We start from the raw sequence: 16134 nt of genomic DNA, 5'->3' as shown, positions 1-16134 counted from the left end.
CTAATTTGTCGGAGAGATGCGACGCCTAGCGAGGCTCCGCCAGCCACAGCCGCTTGCCCGGATAGTCGATGGTCAGCCGGGTGCCGGCAAGGAAATCGAAGCCGATGATGCCGTCGATGCGGCTTCCCGCAGCGGCGCCGACACCCTCGATTGTGTCGGAGATGGCGATGCCGTGAAGGCTGCGGGTGAGGCCGCCGAAAGAGACATCGGCGCTGCCGATGCCCACTCGTACGCTGCCGCCGGCCCCGTGCTGCACGCCTTCGCCGCGGCGGACGACCTGCGCCGCCGCCGCGGCGCGCGGGGAGAGCAAGGTACCGCTCGAGCCGGTATCGATCTCGAAGGTGAACGGCCCAGCGCCGTTGACCCGCGCCTCAACCAGCAGCAGCTTCCTCGCGGGCGCGAAGCGGAAGGGAATCGGCTGTGCGTCGGGGCGTGAAGCGTCGAGATCGAGCCGGCGCCTGCGGTAGTCGATCGCAACCACGCGGCCGTCGAGGAAATCCTGGCCGACGATCACGTCGACTGGGCGGCGGAGAGCCTGGCCGAGCCGGTCGACGAGCGGCGCGATGGCGACCTCGGCATCTTCGAGTTGCACCGAGCCCAGCTCGAAGCTGTCGAGCCGCGCAGTGCGATAGGATTGGCGCTCGGGCCCAATCGCCGTGCTGTCGAATGGGAAGACCTCGCTTGATGGCCTGAGCCTCAGCCGGGCGGCAAGATCGGCGCTGAGAAAGAGCGGAAAATGGGCCGTTGCGCCGGTGTCGATCACCACCGAAACGCGCCGCCGCTCCGCGCCGATCCGTCCCTCCGCGAGCAGCACTGGTGCATGCGCCGCGAAGCGAAAGCGGATCGGCTCGGCGGGCGCAGCCGCTGCCGGCGCGGCGAGCAGCAGCAACGGAAGCCAGGATCGCATTCGTCGCCACATCGAACGCTCTCTCCCTTTCGCATGGTCGTGCATGAGGCTGCGCGGCAGGAGAGCTATGCTTTCGCGGTGAACGCGCCTTGAACGGCGCCCCTTCATCCCCTCCGACTTAGGGGCGCCCCTCTATTCCCCTCCCTTTCAGGGAGGGGTTAGGGGTGGGTGCGCGGCATAGCCGCGCCTTGCTGGACGCCTCCTGCGCGGAAGGAGGCGCTTTCCGCCCCGTCGAGGGGCGAAAAGCGCACCCACCCCCCACCCCCTCCCTGATAGGGAGGGGAGTTACAAATGAAGTATTCTTACCGCGCCTGCGCGAGGAGCCCGGTCATGTTCTTCTTCCCCATGCCGGGAAGCTTGGCGGCGGCAGCGGTCGCGGCCGGCTTGTTGGCGGCATTGCCGACCTGGATCAGGCCGACCATGCCCATGCCAACATGCGGCAGGCACTTGTAGCCATAGAGCCCCTGCTGGGTGAACTTGATCACGATCTCCTCGTTGATCTTGCCCTTGAAGGTCGGGCCGCCGGCCGGGGTCATGCCGGCAACGGTCTCGGCATTATGGCCCTTCTGGGTGGCGAGGAACTTGACCGTATCGCCGGGGGCGACCTTGAGGAAGGCCGGCTCGAACACCATCAGCTTGCCGTCGCTGCCCTTGTTGAGCATCTTGACCTGCCATTCCCTGGCCGCCGCCGGCGAGGCGGAAAGCGCGAGGGCGGCGAGCAACGCGCCGGCGGCAAAGGTGATCTTCATACGCGAGAAACTCCCGGTTCATGCTGAGGGTGAAGAAGCGCGCCCCGACCCGGAAACGCGCCTCCCGGATCAGATCTTGCCTTCCTTGAGGAAGGCGGCGGCATGATGTGCGCCGCGGGCGGACATCGCCATATAGGTGAGCGACGGATTCTGACAGCCGCCCGAGGCCATGCAGGCGCCGTCGGTGACGAACAGATTGGGCACGTCATGCGCCTGATTGTACTTGTTCAGCACCGACTTGGTCGGTTCCTTGCCCATGTGGGCTGTGCCCATTTCGTGGATCCCGAGCCCGGCACCGCCATAATGCTTGCGGACCTGGATGTCGGTGCAGCCCGCCATTTCGAGCATCTCCTTGGCGTCCTGGCCGACCTGCTCGATCATCTTGCGATCATTGTCGCCGAGCGAACAATCGATGTGGACGAGCGGAATGCCCCATTTGTCCTTGCGGGTCTTGTGCAGTGTGACACGGTTGTCCGGCCGCGGCAGCATCTCCCCGAAGCCGCTGAGGCCGATCCGCCACGGGCCTGGCGAGCGCAGCTTCTGCTTGAGTTCGGCGCCGACGCCCGGCTGACCGACGCCGCGGCGCCAGTTGTCGCGCAGCACCCCGCCCTGGAAGCCATAACCGCGGCTGAATTCGGCTTCCTCGGTGACGTTGCGGTAGCGCGGGATGTAGAAGCCGTTGGGGCGGCGACCACGATGATAATGCGCCTCGAAGCCCTGATAGGTACCGCCAGCGCCCATGCCGCTCAGATGGTCGATCAGATAGCGGCCGACTGCGTCGGAGCGGTTGGCGATTCCGTTCGGAAAGGCTTCCGACTGCGAGTTGAGCATGATCTGGGCGGTGCCGATCGCCGACGCGCAGAGGAACACCACCTTCGCCTCGTAGGTGCGGCGTTCCTTGGTGTTGGCGTCGATCACCCGGACGCCGCTCGCCTTGCCGGTCTTCGGATCGTAGACGATGGAATCGACGATCGCATCGGTAACGATGGTGAGGTTGCCGGTGTTCTTCGCCGCCGGAAGGGTCGCGCTGAGGCTGGAAAAATAGGAGCCGTAGGAGCAGCCGCGCTCGCACAGGGAGCGGTATTGGCAGGAGATGCGGCCAAGCTCCTCATGCTGTGGCTGCGCTTCGGTGAGATGCGCGCAGCGGCCGATGATCAGCTTGCGGGTCGGATAGGCCTTTTCGAGCTTGGCCTTGAAATCCTTCTCGGCGTCGGTGAACGCCATCGGCGGCAGGAACTGGCCGTCCGGCAATTGCTCGAGGCCGTCGCGCGAGCCCGAAATGCCGGCGAATTTCTCGACATGATCGTACCACGGCGCCATGTCGTCATAGCGGATCGGCCAATCGGAGCCGTGACCATCCTTGGCGTTCGATTCGAAATCGATCTGGCTCATCCGGTACGATTGCCGCGCCCACATGATCGAGCGGCCGCCAAGATGGTAGCCACGAATCCACATGAACGGTCGCCCCTCGGCGGTGGTGTAGGGGTGATCGGTGTCCTTGACCCAGAAATGCTTGGTCGCGGTCGAGAAGGCATAGCACTGGCTCTGCACCGCATAATGTTCGGCGGCTTCCTCCTCGGGGACCATGCCGAAATTCTCGAGCTCCCACGGCGAAAGCGAGTCGGTATAATCGGCGCCATGCTCGACATGGCGGCCGCGCTCGAGCACCAGAGTCTTGAGGCCCCGCTCGGTCAGCTCCTTGGCCGCCCAGCCGCCGCTCATTCCCGAGCCGACGACGATCGCATCGAACATTGTTACCTCCAACCTACCCGGATTTCATATGATGTCGGCGCGGTACCTCAGACGGCCCAGGCGCGCGTGTCGGTGCCGATCGTCGTCGCCGGTTCCCACTTGCCCGGAACGAGCTCGTAGCGCAGCTCCTTGGTCGCGCCGGCTTCGGACAGGTAATAGAGCGTCATCACCAGTTCCTTGAACTTGCCGTAAACCGGATCGCCCTTCTTGAGTTTGTCGGCATCGAAGCCGCGCACGAAGGCAAGCCGCTCGGCCCCGGCCGGCCGCGACAGCAGGCCGGCGCCGCCAATCTCCTCGACGAGGGCACGAAAATCATCGCGGCGCTGCTCGGACGCCCAATGCCGCATCAGGGCATCGAAATTCTCGGGCACGCCGGCATCCTTGGCGCCAGGCGTGTCGGTGCGCGGGATCATGATGTCGGCATATTCGGCCAGCACGGCGGTCTGCGCCGGCGTGAAGAACGGCGCCTCCGCGGCTTCGGCGGCCTGGGCCAAAGCCATTTCGGGCAGGCCGGTGAGGCTTCCGCCGACGAGCAGAATGGCGCTCCGCAGGAGCATGCGGCGATCGACGTTGGAAATCACGGCGACTGAACTCATGTCCCTCTCCCCGGGCGCTCTTGTTAGCGTTCCCATAATGAAGCATGACAGCGATGTCCAGTTTGGACAGCGCGAAGGGCGACAGGATAATTCAAGCTCTTCAACACGTTAGCAAGCCACAAGAAAAGTGGCAAAATGAGAGGGGTTGCGAATGCGGAGACTGCAGAGCCTTGCGAAGGCGGTGGCGGGACTGGCCGGAGCAGCGCTGATCGGGATGATCGCGGTCGCGAGCCCGGCGGCGGCGAAAGACGCAAGCGGCCGGCCCAAGATCCTGCTCTTCTCGCACACGACCGGCTATCGACATGCGTCGATCGAGCCGGGCATTGCCGCAATCCAGGCGCTTGGTACGCGCGAGAAGATGATGATCGTCGCCAGCGAGGATCCCGCGATCTTCTCCGATGCCGGGCTCAAGGATGTCGACGCGATCATCCTGCTGAGCAGCACGACCGACCCCAAGAAGCCGGAAAGCGAGTGGCTGCAGGGCGCCGGACGTGACGCGCTGCAGAACTTCGTCCACCGCGGCGGCGGCATCGTCGGAATTCACGCCGCAGCCGATTCCCACTACCACTGGCCGTGGTACGGCAAGATGCTCGGCGGCCACTTCGCGCGCCATCCCCAGGGCACTCCGGAGGGTGTCGTCACGATCATCGACGCCAAGGAGCCGACCACGGCCGGGTTGCCCAAGACGATCCGACGCGCAGACGAATGGTATTATTTCGACGATTTCGACGTCACCGCCAAATTGCTCGTCACCCTCGATCCGGCGACGATCGGCGAGGCCGACGTCAATCCCAACCCGGTGAGCTGGCGCAAGGAGTTCGAAGGCGGCCGCGTCTTCTACACCGCCATGGGCCACACCAACGAGAGCTTCAGCGACCCCAATGTCCTGCGTCATCTGACCGCCGGACTGCGTTGGGCACTCCGCACCAAGTGACGGCAGGCGCCGGACGCGTCCAGGATCCCCCAGACGCGCACCGGCCACCGGCCACGGCCGGGCCGCCCAGCCGCCGCTCAGTCCCGGAACAGCAGCGGTGCGAATTCGCGCAGGCTCCGCCGCCACGTCAGGAATTCGTGGCCGGTGTTCGGCGACACGTAGAAGACGCTGTTGAGCCCCGCCCGCTTCAAGGCCTCCGCATTCGCACGAGGGTCCGCCTTCTGCATGCCCGGCGGCCCGACCATGCCGCCATTTTCGAGTTCGCGGCTGCCGAAGCTGACGAAGGTCAGCTTGACCTTGTCGCGATAGCCCGCGACCTTGTCGACGTCGTCGAGCGAGAACGTCCCACCGCTGAAGAGGCCGATATAGGCGAATTTGTCGAGCCTGGTCGGCGCGATCAGCTTCGTCTCGAAGCCGCCCATCGACAGGCCAGCCATCGCGCGATGCCGCGGATCGGCCAGCGTCCGGAACTCACGGTCGATGAACGGGATCAACTCGTCCATCAGAACGGTCTGGAACGGACGGATGTCGAAGCTCGCCAGACCGCCGGGACTTCCCGGACGGATATCGTTCGTCATGCCGTAGGTCATGACGATGATGAACGGCCGCGATTTGCCGGCCGCGATCAGATTGTCCATGATCAGGTTGGCGTGCCCCTGGTTTGCCCAGGCGGTCTCGTCCTCTCCCCAGCCGTGCTGCAGATAGAGTACGGGAAAGCGCGCTCCGGCATTCTTCTCATAGTTTGGCGGCGTATAGACGAAGGCGCGGCGCTGCGTCCCCGTGCTCGGTGAGGGGAACAGAACCTGCTGCACATTGCCGTGCGGAACCGCTCTGAGCGCGTAGAATTCGGCGTCATGCGCGGGGATTTCGATCCCGCTCTCCCAACGGGTCGAACCGTAGAAGTTCAGCGTCCCCGGATCGTTGAACGTGCCGCCATCGACGGTCAGCCGGTAATAATGGAAGCCCTCGTCGAGCGGGCCGGCCGTCGTGCCGGTCCAGGTGCCGTCGTCGGCCTTGGCGAGAACGGTGCCGCCGCGCCCACCCAGGCCAAGGCTGACCTTGACGTTCCGGGCCTCCGGTGCCGGAATTCGGAAGCGCACGTAGCCTTGGGAGTTGACCTGGGGATATTCCTGCCCCGGCTGGTTCAGCGATGATGGTTTGAAATCTTCCTTCACCGTTGGTGCAGCCTCCTGAGCGGAGGCTTCGCCCGCGAGAGCGGAAGCCGCCAACAGGATCGCAAAAGCTCGCTTCATGTCTCGTCCTCTCCAACTTAGGCGTGTTGTCGACGGCACCGCCTATTACTCAGACATATTGCCGCATTCGATGGCGAGATCAACACCCCGGGGCTGCACCACTCACGGCGCCGCCGCGAGCATGCGCAGCGAATATTCGACGTCTGCCGCATACCTTTGGGTACTATTGCGTTGGCGAGGCAGAGCTGGGGGATTCCGACCAACTATGCGCCTGACGGACTCGACACCATCTGCTAGGGCGCAAGGGTGACCGGAGCCCGCGCCTTCCTGCTTCAGCATCGTGCCCTGGCAGCGTTCGTGCTTGCGGGTGCGCTGCTGATGCGGGTCCTGGTTCCGTCGGGCTACATGCCGACGATCCATCATGGGGCGGTTGCGATCGTCCCTTGTTCCGGTGCGGGCCCGGTGACGATCGAGGCCCACGCAGCAGTCGCGCACGGCTCCGGTCATCATGGTGACGAGCAAAAGCCCCACGAGGGCTCGCAGGGGCCCTGCCTTTTCTCGAGTCTTGCCGCCCCCGCTCTGGCCGGGGCAGATCCATTCCTGATCGTCGCCGCCTTCCTGTTCGTTATGGTGCAGGCGCTGCGCGTGGCACAGCAGCCGCCGGTCACGAGGGCATCGCGCCTCCGCCCCCCGCTTCGCGGCCCTCCTGCCCTTTCCTGATCTTCGCGCCGGAGCGTCTTCGTCCGAATAGGAAGAAGGCGGCTGTTCTCGCATCCCTGCGGATTGCAGCCAACGGTCGCAGCACGCTCCTGTCACTACGACCGCGCGCCCTTCGGGTGCGCTGCCGGGATCATGGATCATGTTCATATCATCGGATCGGCCTGCGCCGATCGGGAGCGACAGCGCGCGGACGGCGCGCTCCACCCGACATACGGCAGCACGGCCGACGACGACGTCACGCGTACGTCAGCTGGTTCGCCGGCTGCACCTCTGGCTGGGCTTAAGTGTCGGCCTGCTGTTCGTCCTCATCGGCCTGACCGGCTCCGCGCTCGTTTTCTATGTGGAGATCGATGCCGCCTTGCATCCGGCCTCGCGCATCGAGGCGGAGCGCGGTCCAGGCTGGGACTCGCCGGTCTGGGATCGTGCGCTCGCCGCCGCGCGCGCGGAGTGGCCCGGCCCGGCCGGTAGCTGGTCGTTCGAGGCAACCGGGAAAGGCGGCGCGATCCCGGCCCGTTACTATCCGCACGCCGGGCATCATGGGCATCATGGGCATCATGCCGAACGCGAAATGGTCTGGTTCTCACCGGACGGCACGCAGGTCGTCCGGCACGCGCCCTGGGGCGGATATGCGATGAGCTGGCTCTACGAGTTGCACATGCATCTCCTCGCCGGCGAACTCGGAAGCCAGGTGGTCGGCTGGTCCGGCACGGTGATGCTGCTATTGCTGGTCAGCGGCATCGCCGCGTGGTGGCCGCGGGGACGCTGGCGCAAGGCGCTGGCGTTCAAGCAGGATGCGGCTCCGATCCGCCGCCTGCGCGACCTGCACAAGCTGTTTGGCCTGTGGAGCGCCGGCTTGCTGCTGGTGCTGGTCGGCACCGGGGTGCTGCTCGCGCTGCCCAATGTGAAGGCGCTTCTGCTGGCGCCCGACTCTGTGCCGGACCCGACGTCGAGCAGAGTCGACGGTCGTCAGATTCCGATCGTCCAGGCGCTCGCCGCAGCACATCGGGCGCTTCCCGCAGCCAGGCTCGCGTTCATCGACGTCCCCGGCCATGGCGACGGGGCAATTCGAATGCGGGTGCAAGTCCCCGGCGACCCGCACCGGCGCTTCCCCAGCAGCTTCATATTCGTCGATCAATATAGCGGGAAAGTGCTTGCCGTTCACGACGAACGTCGCGGCACTTCTGGAACCAGGCTCGGTGCCTGGATCCGATGCCTTCACGACGGCTCTGTCGGCGGACTGCCGGTGCGCATCCTCGCCGTTTTGCTGGGGCTCGTTCCCGCAATCCTGTTCGTGACCGGCTTTCTTCATTGGCGCCGCCGCCGGCGTGCCGCGCGGCCTCAGGCCACAGCCAAAGCCCATTTCGGGAGCAACATTTCGTGAAAACTTCGTTCCTCGCCATCGCTTCTGCGCTGACGGCATCGCCGGCATTTTCCCAGGAAAGCACCGGCAGCGCCGATCGCAGCGCGATCATCGTCACCGGGCAACGCCAGCTCGAGAGCGCGCCCGACGTCGGCAGCCGCCTTGGTCTCACCAACCGCGAAACGCCGGCGATCGTCGACGTCGTCACCCAGCAGGATTTCCAGAATCAGGGCCTCCGCACCGCGATCGAGGCGATGAACGCAGCGCCCGGGGTGACATCGGGGAATCTTCCCGGATCGATCGGATCCGTCTCGATGCGCGGCTTTCACCGCGCGGTGAACTACCTCTACGATGGCGTGCGGATGGCGAATTCCGACGTCGGCTTGCGCAATTGGGACGCCTGGATGTTCGAGCGCATCGAAGTGATCAAGGGTCCTGCGTCGGTGACATCGGGCGAAGGCGCGCTCGCCGGAGCGATCAACTTCGTACCCCGCCGGCCGATACTCGGCGAGACCAGCGGCGCGCTGCTGGCGAGCTTCGGCAGCTTCGACACTGGACGGCTTGCCGGCGATCTCAATCTTCCGCTCGGCCCCACCATCGCCGTCCGCGGCGACCTGTCCGTCTCGCGCTCGTCCGGATGGGTGGACGATACCGATTCCCGCACCTTCGCCGCTTCCGGATCACTGCTGTTTCGGCCGAGCGACCGCTTGTCCCTCACCGTCTCGGCCGACTATTCCGAGGATGCGTCGGACACCGCTTATTACGGCACTCCTTTGGTGTCGCGAGCAATTGCACGCCGCCCGTCCGATGCGGTCTCCGGCAGCGCCGGGCTGGTGCTCGATCGCGCGATGCGGCGCGTGAACTTCGACGTTACCGACGCGGATTTCAGCTCCAAGGCCGTCTGGATCCGCGCGCGCGGCGAATATGACGTCAGCGACAGGCTGAAGATCGTCAGCGACAGCAGCTATTATGACGGCTCTCGCTTGTACCGCGATGCCGACGAATATGGCTTCGATCCCGGCACCGGCGGCATCGACCGGGGACTGACGCTGATCGCCCACGATCACCAATTCTGGAACCAGCGCGTTCAACTCAATTTCGACGGGCGGATCGGCGGGCTGCGCAACCGCTTTACCGCCGGCGTCGAATATGGTCACACCGACTTCTTCACCAAGCGGCGGTTCGGCGCGACGCCCTCGGTCGACCCTTTCGATCCGGTGCGGGGAAGCTTCCCGGCCGACACGCCCGCCAACTTCGCCACCCGCCAGGACGTCACCGCCGACGTCGACCAGCTTGCCGTCTTCGCCGAAAATGCGCTCAACCTGACGGACGCGTGGCTGGCGGTCGGCGGTGTGCGATACGACCATATCAAGCTCGATCGGGCCGTGGCGAACGTGACGAGCGGCGCTGCGCAGACCTACGGGCAAACCTTCGATCCCGTGTCGTGGCGGGTCGGCACCGTCTACAGCATCACTCCGGCAACACAGCTCTTCGCGCAATACACCTATGCGGTGACCCCGGTCAGCGGGCTGCTGTTCCTCAGCGCATCCAATGCGGCATTCGACCTGACCAGCGGCCGCTCCTACGAGGCCGGCATCAAGACCTCGCTCTTCGGCAGCGGAGTCGAACTCACGGCATCCTTGTTCGATATCCGCCAGAAGGACATCCTGACACGTGACCCGATCAATCCGGCGATCGTCTACCAGGGGGGCACGCAGCGCTCGCGCGGCGCCGAGCTGTCGCTGAACCTGCCGATTACGGCGGAACTCAACCTCGCCGCGAGCGGCACCCTGCTCGACGCCGAATATGGAGCGTTGATCGAGGCGAGCGGCGTCGACCGCGGCGGCAACCGTCCGCCCAATGTCGCCGAGAAGATTGCCGATCTGGTGCTGACCTACGCTCCACGCGCTTTGCCCCTCACCATCACCGGCAGCGTGCGCTACAATGGCGACTTCTACACCGCCAACGCCAACGATGTGAAGGTGAACGCCTTCACCACCGTTGACGCAGCGATCGCCTGGCGCGCGTCCTTCGGGACCCTGACCTTGCGCGGGCGCAATCTGACGGACGCTTTCTACGCCGACTGGTCGGGCTACGCATCGGGGCTCGTGTTCGTTGGGGCACCGCGAAGCGTCGAGCTTTCCTTCACACGTGGTTTCTGATCAAGCCAAGGTCACGTACAGTTCGGCCTCGATCACCCAATCGCTGTCGATCTGTCGCCATTTGGCGGTGTAGACGCCGCTCGCGGCTGGCGCGCCTCCGTCGGCAGGGACGCCATGCCAACGTCCCTGCTCCAGGGCGATCGGCTCCACCGGAGAGATCGTCACCGCGTCGGCAAGGCGCGTGTAGACAAGCCGGTGGGGTGAAGCGAAGTCGCGCTCCCACGTCGCCAATTGCGGCTTGCGGCCGGCGATCACCGCGCTGTCGGTGCCGGTGACGAGGATTGCACCTTTCGCAAGCAGCGGAGCGATCGCGGCGAGATCGGCTTCGGCGATGGCCCGGTTGAAGGTGGCGCGGGCAAGACGGATCGCGAGTTCGGGTGTCGGTTTCATGGTACCGTCCGTACACCAAGGCGGCATCGGGGGCACCGGCAGGATGCAGGTACGAGCCGTTCCCGGCCCCATTGCCGGCGGCAACCCGGCCATAAGCACATCCAGACGCAGGCGATGCTCGCGAGTAAGGGTTGTGCGTGACCATTCTCATTCCCGTGCTCGGCGACCAGCTGTCGTTCGACCTTTCCTCCCTCGCCGGCGCAGACCGGGCGGACAGCGTCGTGCTGATGATGGAGGTGGCGGACGAGACGACCTACGCGCGGCACCACAAGACCAAGCTCGCCTACATCCTATCGGCGATGCGGCACCATGCCGAAGCGCTTCGCAGCGAGGGCTGGCGGGTCGACTATGTGCGGCTGGACGATGGGGAGAATGGAGGCAATTTCACCGGCGAGGTCGCGCGCGCGGTCCAGCGCCACGATCCGGAGCGTATCGTCGTCACCGAAGCGGGCGAGTGGCGAGTCGCGGCAATGCTGGACAGCTGGGAGACGCTGTTCGGACGGCCGGTGGAGATCCGACCCGACACCCGTTTCCTGTGCGCGCATCGCGAATTCGATGCTTGGGCAGAAGGCCGAACCGAATTGCGGATGGAGTATTTCTATCGTGAGATGCGGCGGAAAACCGGGCTGCTGATGGACGGCGGCAAGCCCTCGGGCGGACGCTGGAACTTCGACAAGGACAATCGCAAGCCCGCACGGGCGGACCTGCTGATGCCGCGCCCCCTCTCCTTCCCGCCCGATGCTATCACGCAAGAGGTGATCGCGCTGGTCGAGCAACGCTTCGCCGATAATCCCGGCAGACTCGACGGATTCGACTATGCCGTGACCGCGCAGGATGCGGAGCGCCAGGCGGCAAGCTTCATGGCCAACGCGCTGCCGCGATTCGGCGATTACGAAGACGCCATGCTGACCGGAGAGCGGTTCCTGTGGCACTCGATCCTGTCACCCTATCTGAATTCGGGACTGCTCGATCCGCTCGACCTTTGCCGCCGGGCCGAGGCCGAGTATCGCGCGGGGCGGGCGCCGCTCAACTCGGTCGAAGGATATGTCCGCCAGATCATCGGCTGGCGCGAATATATGCGCGGCATCTACTGGCGCGAGGGACCGGATTACGTCGACCGCAACTTCTTTGGCCACCGCCGCGCGCTCCCCGGCTGGTATTGGACCGGCGACACCGACATGCACTGCCTGTCGGAGGTACTCGGGCAGACGCTCGCCACCGCACATGCGCATCACATCCAGCGGCTGATGGTGACCGGAAACTTCGCCCTGCTGATCGGGGCGGACCCGAAGCTGGTTCACCTCTGGTACCTCGAAGTCTATCTCGATGCCTATGAATGGGTGGAGCTGCCGAACACGCTCGGCATGAGTCAGTTCGGCGACGGCGGACTGCTCGGGTCCAAACCTTATGTTTCGTCGGGCGCCTACATCGATCGCATGTCCGATTATTGCGGGCATTGTCGCTACGACGTGACCAAGCGGATCGGCGAGGACGCGTGCCCCTTCAACGCGCTCTACTGGGACTTTCTTGCCCGCAACCGAGACAAGCTCGGTCGCAACCCGAGGCTGGCCATGCCCTACCGAACCTGGGACCGGCAATCGGAGGCGGAGCAGAGAGCCACGCGGGAACAGGCGGCGGGCTTCCTCGCGCGGCTCGATGATTCCGGCGGCGCGGCGTATTAGGGCTTCGGCCCCGCTCACGAGATGAAGTGCCCTGGCTTCGAGGCCGCCGCATGAATGCACCCTTCCAGGCTGCCGGAAGTGCAGCCATCCTGCTGGCGCTGCAGAGGATCAGGAACGGTTCGACATGAAGGTCAGGCTTGCCGTTGTCGAGGACATACCGGCGATCAATGCGCTCACCCAACGCTCGATCCGTGCCCTGCACGAAGGCCACTATCCGCCCGCGACGATCGAAAGCGCCATCCGTCACGCCTACGGTGTCGATTGGCAGCTGGTCCGCGACGGCAGCTACTTCGTTGCGGAGCTCGACCGCGGGCTGGCCGGGGCCGGCGGCTGGAGTTGGCGGAAGACGATTGCCGGTGCGCACGGACCGAACGACCCGCCAGGCGACCCGCTCGATCCGAGCGTCGACGCTGCGCGGATCCGTGCGTTCTACGTCGACCCCGATCTCGCCGGGCGGGGCGTCGGCACTGCGCTCCTCAAAGCAAGCGAGCGCGAAGCGTGCAATGCCAGCTTCGCCAGAGCCGCACTTACCTCCACACTCCCCGCAAGGCCCTTCTACGCGCGGCATGGTTATGCGCTGATCGAACCATTCGAGCTTCCCCTCCCGGACGGTTCCTCGCTCACGCTGATGCTGATGGAAAAGCGGCTGAGGAACTGAATGAAGGCGCGGCGTCCGACGGTGCCGCGAAGCGCCTTCGATATTCCCGCGGGCTCACGCCGACGAGACGGCCGAAATGCTCGCGCAGAGTTGCCGTGCCGTCGAAGCCCGTTTCGTAGGCGATCCGCTCGACCGACAATGTCGAAGTCTCGAGCAGTTCCTGCGCCCGCCTTATGCGTGCACCGATCAGCCATTGCAGGGGCGTAGTGCCGGTCTCCTGGCGGAAGCGGCGGCCAAGCGTTCGCGGGCTCATCGCAGCGTGGCGGGCGAGCTCGGCGAGGCCGAGCTGCCGGTGCGCGTTCGCCAACATCCATTCGAGCAAAGGAGCAAGTCCGCCCGAGGCACGCGGTGGCTGATGGGTGATGTATTGCGCCTGGCCGCCGTCGCGGACGAGCGGCGCCACCGCGAGGCGTGCCGCCTGGGCGGCGACAGCCTGACCATGGTCTCGGCGGACGAGGTGGAGGCACATGTCCAGGCCTGCAGCGGCGCCGGCCGATGTCACGATGCTGCCGTGATCGACAAACAGCACCGAGGCATCGACTTCGATGGCGGGGTAAAGTTCGGCAAGAAGGGCGGCCGCGCGCCAGTGCGTGGTCGCACGCTTGCCGTCCAGGAGGCCGGTTGCCGCCAAAGCAAAGGCGCCAGTGCAGATCGAGGCAACGCGCGCGCCCCGCGCCTCCCCCGCACGCACCGCGTCAACGATCGCATCGGACACCGGCAATTCGGGATTCTCGACGCCTGGGAGAATGATCGTGTCGGCGCCGGTCACGGCGTCCAGGGTCCATGGGGAGCGAACGCCGAATGCGCCTGCGCGAACCTCCGCCGCTTCGCCGCACACCCGGACGCGGTAGCCAGGCTGGCCTTCCTTGAGCCGGACACGACTGAAGACCTCGCAGGGGATCGAAAGGTCGAAAGGTATGACCCCGTGCATGGCGATGACGGCAATCTCGTGCATGGCGCGAACAACTCCTTGAACGCCGTTGCAGCCGGTCAGCCGCAGCCCGTCAAACGCATTCGCGAGATTAGCGCGGCCTGGCGCGAATCCGGCGAAGATTGTCGTTCCAGCCACTCATCGGACTGGCTCAGCTGACGCTAATCGCAGATCCGACAATGCATGACGTTTGGTGCCTCGATGATTGCCACACCCCTGACGACGCCCACCCCCGTGACTGTCGGCGGCCTGATCATTCCCGTAATGATCGCAACGCTCTTCATCCTCTTGTGCGGGTTGCTGCGCGAGCCGACGCGCAGAAACTTCAGCGCTGTGTTCGTGGCGGGCGCCGGCGGGGTCTATTTCAGCGGCGGCTTCGGGCCTCTCGAGTTGCTGTTCTGCGCGGCGATCACCTTGCTGGCCTATCGCGGTCTCAGCGACGCGCGCCTGACGGGTGTTGCGTGGATTTTCCACAGCCTTTGGGATCTCGCCCACGATCTGTGGGGTAATCCGATCCTCCCGTTTGCGCCCTCTTCGTCTTTCGGCTGCTTCGTCTGCGATCCGGTAATCGCCGCCTGGTACCTCTGGGGTGCGCCGAGCCCGTGGTCCGGATTCCGGGATCGGCGGAGGGCACGCGCGTGAGCGGGCGGAGAGAAGACCTTGCCCAATTGCGCCGGCTGCGCCGCGCAGCCTTGTTCGAGGGTGCGACCTTGCTGGGCCTGCTCACCGTCGCAGTGCCGGCCAAGCACCTGTTCGGATACGCCGCGGCGACGCACGTTATGGGCCCTGTCCACGGCTTCGCGTTCCTTGTCTACGCGCACGCATTGATCGTAACTGTATCGGGCGGCGGCTGGACTCGCAGCGAATGCGCGCGTCTCGCCGTTGCCGCCTTCGTGCCGCTCGGCGCCGTCGCAAATGTCGGTTTGTTGCGCCGGAAGGAGGCGGAATTCTGGTCGAACCCGACCTGAGACTGCCCATGACGGACCTCGTTACGAGGTCCGTGGCGATCGCCGCTCCAACTGATAGCGCACCGCGTAGCCGACATGATCGGACAGCATCGTTCCATCGGCTTCAACGCCGAACGGCACCTCGATCGCCTGCGGTACGAGCGCAACGCCGCCGTTGGCCAAAGCGACCTGCCAATCCTTGTCGTGGCGGAGCGCGCGAACGGCATCGCGAGGCAGCCCTCGGCCACATCGAACGCCCGGTTCGAAGCACGCCCGCAAGACGCCGCCGGAGGACACGCCACCAGCGGAGCCAAGCCAGCGGGTCACCATGAGGTGCGCCAAGGCGCGCCGTTCGGGCGACTTGCCGACGTTGAAATCGCCTGCGACGACCACGGGCACGTCCGGGGGAACCACCGTGGTTCGGAACCGGTCGAGCGCCTGCCATTGCCGTCGATACGCCTCCAGCGCGCGGCCCGGCGTCACTCCGGAGGCCTTGCGGGCGTTGAGATGGGTGTTGATGATCGCCACCGGCGTCGCTGCGCCGGGTATCGCGACCAGAACCGCCACCATGCCCTTGTTGGCGAGGCAGTCGAAGCCGGCGCAGGCCTGGTCCGGAAAGGCGGCGCGGCGCACCGCCAGGATCGGGTAATCGGAAAGGATCTGCAAGCCGCTGTCCGCGAACTTGCCCACGCCTTCGCCCTTGAACGGGCTTGCGGCGGCAAGGAAGGCGGCTTCGGACGGGGGAAGTCCGCCGGCCGACGAGGGCGCCTCAATGGGAGGCCCGGAGACGATGTGGCGGTAGCCCGCATCCCGGCCGATCCGCTTGGCGCTGTCGGTAAAGGCTTCCTGGAGCAGGACGATATGCGGATGCCGGTTCATCGACCGCAGCCGACGGAGCCGTGATCCAATCCGGGCGAGCGCTTCGTCCCGACCGGATGCGACCGGCCAGGGCAGGCCGTTCACATTGTAGGTCAGAATGGACAGGGCGTCCTCTCCCAGCGGCTCCCCCACGGGGGCGGAGGCGGCGGCCGGCTGAACCTCGACCGGCTGCGGCGGCAGTTGGGCGGCGCTGAGCGCGAGGATCGCCAGCACCAGGATCGCCTTGCGGCCGAAGAGCCGCCGTCCGGAGATGGAGATCACCATGGCCGTAGAA

At 65.6% G+C, this 16134-nt stretch carries 16 protein-coding genes; 8 read left to right on the top strand and 8 right to left on the bottom strand.

All coding sequences use genetic code 11. From position 1 onward, the window contains the following. Positions 1-25: 25 nt before the first annotated feature. The 4 genes from ETR14_RS14340 to ETR14_RS14325 all read right to left on the bottom strand — a co-directional run bounded on the left by ETR14_RS14340 (position 26) and on the right by ETR14_RS14325 (position 4004). The gene (locus tag ETR14_RS14340; protein WP_165356451.1) at positions 26-907 is read right to left on the bottom strand and encodes an aspartyl protease family protein; all 882 of its coding nucleotides are present in this window, start codon (positions 905-907) and stop codon (positions 26-28) included. Positions 908-1209: 302 nt separating this feature from the next. Next, complete coding sequence (locus ETR14_RS14335) at positions 1210-1656, bottom strand: pseudoazurin (protein WP_129385600.1); 447 nt, start codon at positions 1654-1656, stop codon at positions 1210-1212. 69 nt (positions 1657-1725) lie between these two features. Then, positions 1726-3408, bottom strand: a complete 1683-nt coding sequence (locus ETR14_RS14330) for a GMC oxidoreductase (protein WP_129385598.1) — start codon at positions 3406-3408, stop codon at positions 1726-1728. A 47-nt stretch (positions 3409-3455) separates the two neighbouring features. Continuing rightward, the gene (locus ETR14_RS14325) at positions 3456-4004 is read right to left on the bottom strand and encodes a gluconate 2-dehydrogenase subunit 3 family protein (RefSeq protein ID WP_165356450.1); all 549 of its coding nucleotides are present in this window, start codon (positions 4002-4004) and stop codon (positions 3456-3458) included. Positions 4005-4155: 151 nt separating this feature from the next. On the opposite strand from ETR14_RS14325, the gene ETR14_RS14320 reads away from it, so the two are divergent. After that, positions 4156-4938, top strand: a complete 783-nt coding sequence (locus ETR14_RS14320) for a ThuA domain-containing protein (protein ID WP_129385594.1) — start codon at positions 4156-4158, stop codon at positions 4936-4938. 77 nt (positions 4939-5015) lie between these two features. Here the strand turns inward: ETR14_RS14320 and ETR14_RS14315 are convergent, their stop codons facing one another. Then, the gene (locus ETR14_RS14315) at positions 5016-6191 is read right to left on the bottom strand and encodes an alpha/beta hydrolase-fold protein (protein ID WP_129385592.1); all 1176 of its coding nucleotides are present in this window, start codon (positions 6189-6191) and stop codon (positions 5016-5018) included. Between the two features lie 246 nt (positions 6192-6437). On the opposite strand from ETR14_RS14315, the gene ETR14_RS14310 reads away from it, so the two are divergent. The 3 genes from ETR14_RS14310 to ETR14_RS14300 all read left to right on the top strand — a co-directional run bounded on the left by ETR14_RS14310 (position 6438) and on the right by ETR14_RS14300 (position 10373). Beyond that, the gene (locus ETR14_RS14310; RefSeq protein WP_129385590.1) at positions 6438-6851 is read left to right on the top strand and encodes a DUF2946 family protein; all 414 of its coding nucleotides are present in this window, start codon (positions 6438-6440) and stop codon (positions 6849-6851) included. Between the two features lie 139 nt (positions 6852-6990). Then, on the top strand, positions 6991-8232 hold the full coding sequence (locus ETR14_RS14305) for a PepSY domain-containing protein (protein ID WP_129385588.1): 1242 nt from the start codon (positions 6991-6993) through the stop codon (positions 8230-8232). Continuing rightward, positions 8229-10373, top strand: a complete 2145-nt coding sequence (locus ETR14_RS14300) for a TonB-dependent siderophore receptor (protein WP_206185839.1) — start codon at positions 8229-8231, stop codon at positions 10371-10373. The genes ETR14_RS14305 and ETR14_RS14300 overlap by 4 nt, the downstream gene beginning before the upstream one ends. Here ETR14_RS14300 and ETR14_RS14295 read toward each other — a convergent pair whose 3' ends face one another. After that, on the bottom strand, positions 10374-10763 hold the full coding sequence (locus tag ETR14_RS14295) for a nuclear transport factor 2 family protein (protein WP_129385584.1): 390 nt from the start codon (positions 10761-10763) through the stop codon (positions 10374-10376). Between the two features lie 137 nt (positions 10764-10900). Here ETR14_RS14295 and ETR14_RS14290 point away from each other — a divergent pair, with 137 nt between their 5' ends. Together ETR14_RS14290 and ETR14_RS14285 are read left to right on the top strand one after the other, a co-directional pair. After that, the gene (locus ETR14_RS14290) at positions 10901-12445 is read left to right on the top strand and encodes a cryptochrome/photolyase family protein (RefSeq protein WP_129385582.1); all 1545 of its coding nucleotides are present in this window, start codon (positions 10901-10903) and stop codon (positions 12443-12445) included. Between the two features lie 124 nt (positions 12446-12569). Then, positions 12570-13103 carry a GNAT family N-acetyltransferase gene (locus ETR14_RS14285; RefSeq protein ID WP_129385580.1) on the top strand — a complete coding sequence of 178 codons (534 nt, stop codon included), beginning with the start codon at positions 12570-12572 and terminating at the stop codon, positions 13101-13103. Here ETR14_RS14285 and ETR14_RS14280 read toward each other — a convergent pair. Continuing rightward, on the bottom strand, positions 13066-14058 hold the full coding sequence (locus ETR14_RS14280) for a GlxA family transcriptional regulator (protein ID WP_129385578.1): 993 nt from the start codon (positions 14056-14058) through the stop codon (positions 13066-13068). The two genes, ETR14_RS14285 and ETR14_RS14280, sit on opposite strands and share 38 nt — an antisense overlap. A gap of 177 nt (positions 14059-14235) precedes the next feature. Between ETR14_RS14280 and ETR14_RS14275 the strand changes: the two genes are divergently transcribed. Then, on the top strand, positions 14236-14676 hold the full coding sequence (locus ETR14_RS14275; protein ID WP_129385576.1) for a DUF6010 family protein: 441 nt from the start codon (positions 14236-14238) through the stop codon (positions 14674-14676). Then, complete coding sequence (locus ETR14_RS14270) at positions 14673-15002, top strand: DUF3817 domain-containing protein (protein ID WP_206185838.1); 330 nt, start codon at positions 14673-14675, stop codon at positions 15000-15002. Before ETR14_RS14275 ends, ETR14_RS14270 begins: the two co-directional genes overlap by 4 nt. Positions 15003-15023: 21 nt before the next feature. On the opposite strand, the gene ETR14_RS14265 is transcribed toward ETR14_RS14270, so the two are convergent. Further along, positions 15024-16124, bottom strand: coding sequence for an endonuclease/exonuclease/phosphatase family protein (locus tag ETR14_RS14265; RefSeq protein WP_129385574.1), 1101 nt, complete (start codon positions 16122-16124; stop codon positions 15024-15026). Between the last annotated feature and the right edge of the window lie 10 nt (positions 16125-16134).

Origin of the sequence: Sphingosinicella sp. BN140058 (assembly GCF_004135585.1) — a bacterium.
Lineage (GTDB): Bacteria > Pseudomonadota > Alphaproteobacteria > Sphingomonadales > Sphingomonadaceae > Allosphingosinicella.
This window is presented reverse-complemented; position numbering and strand designations above follow the sequence as displayed.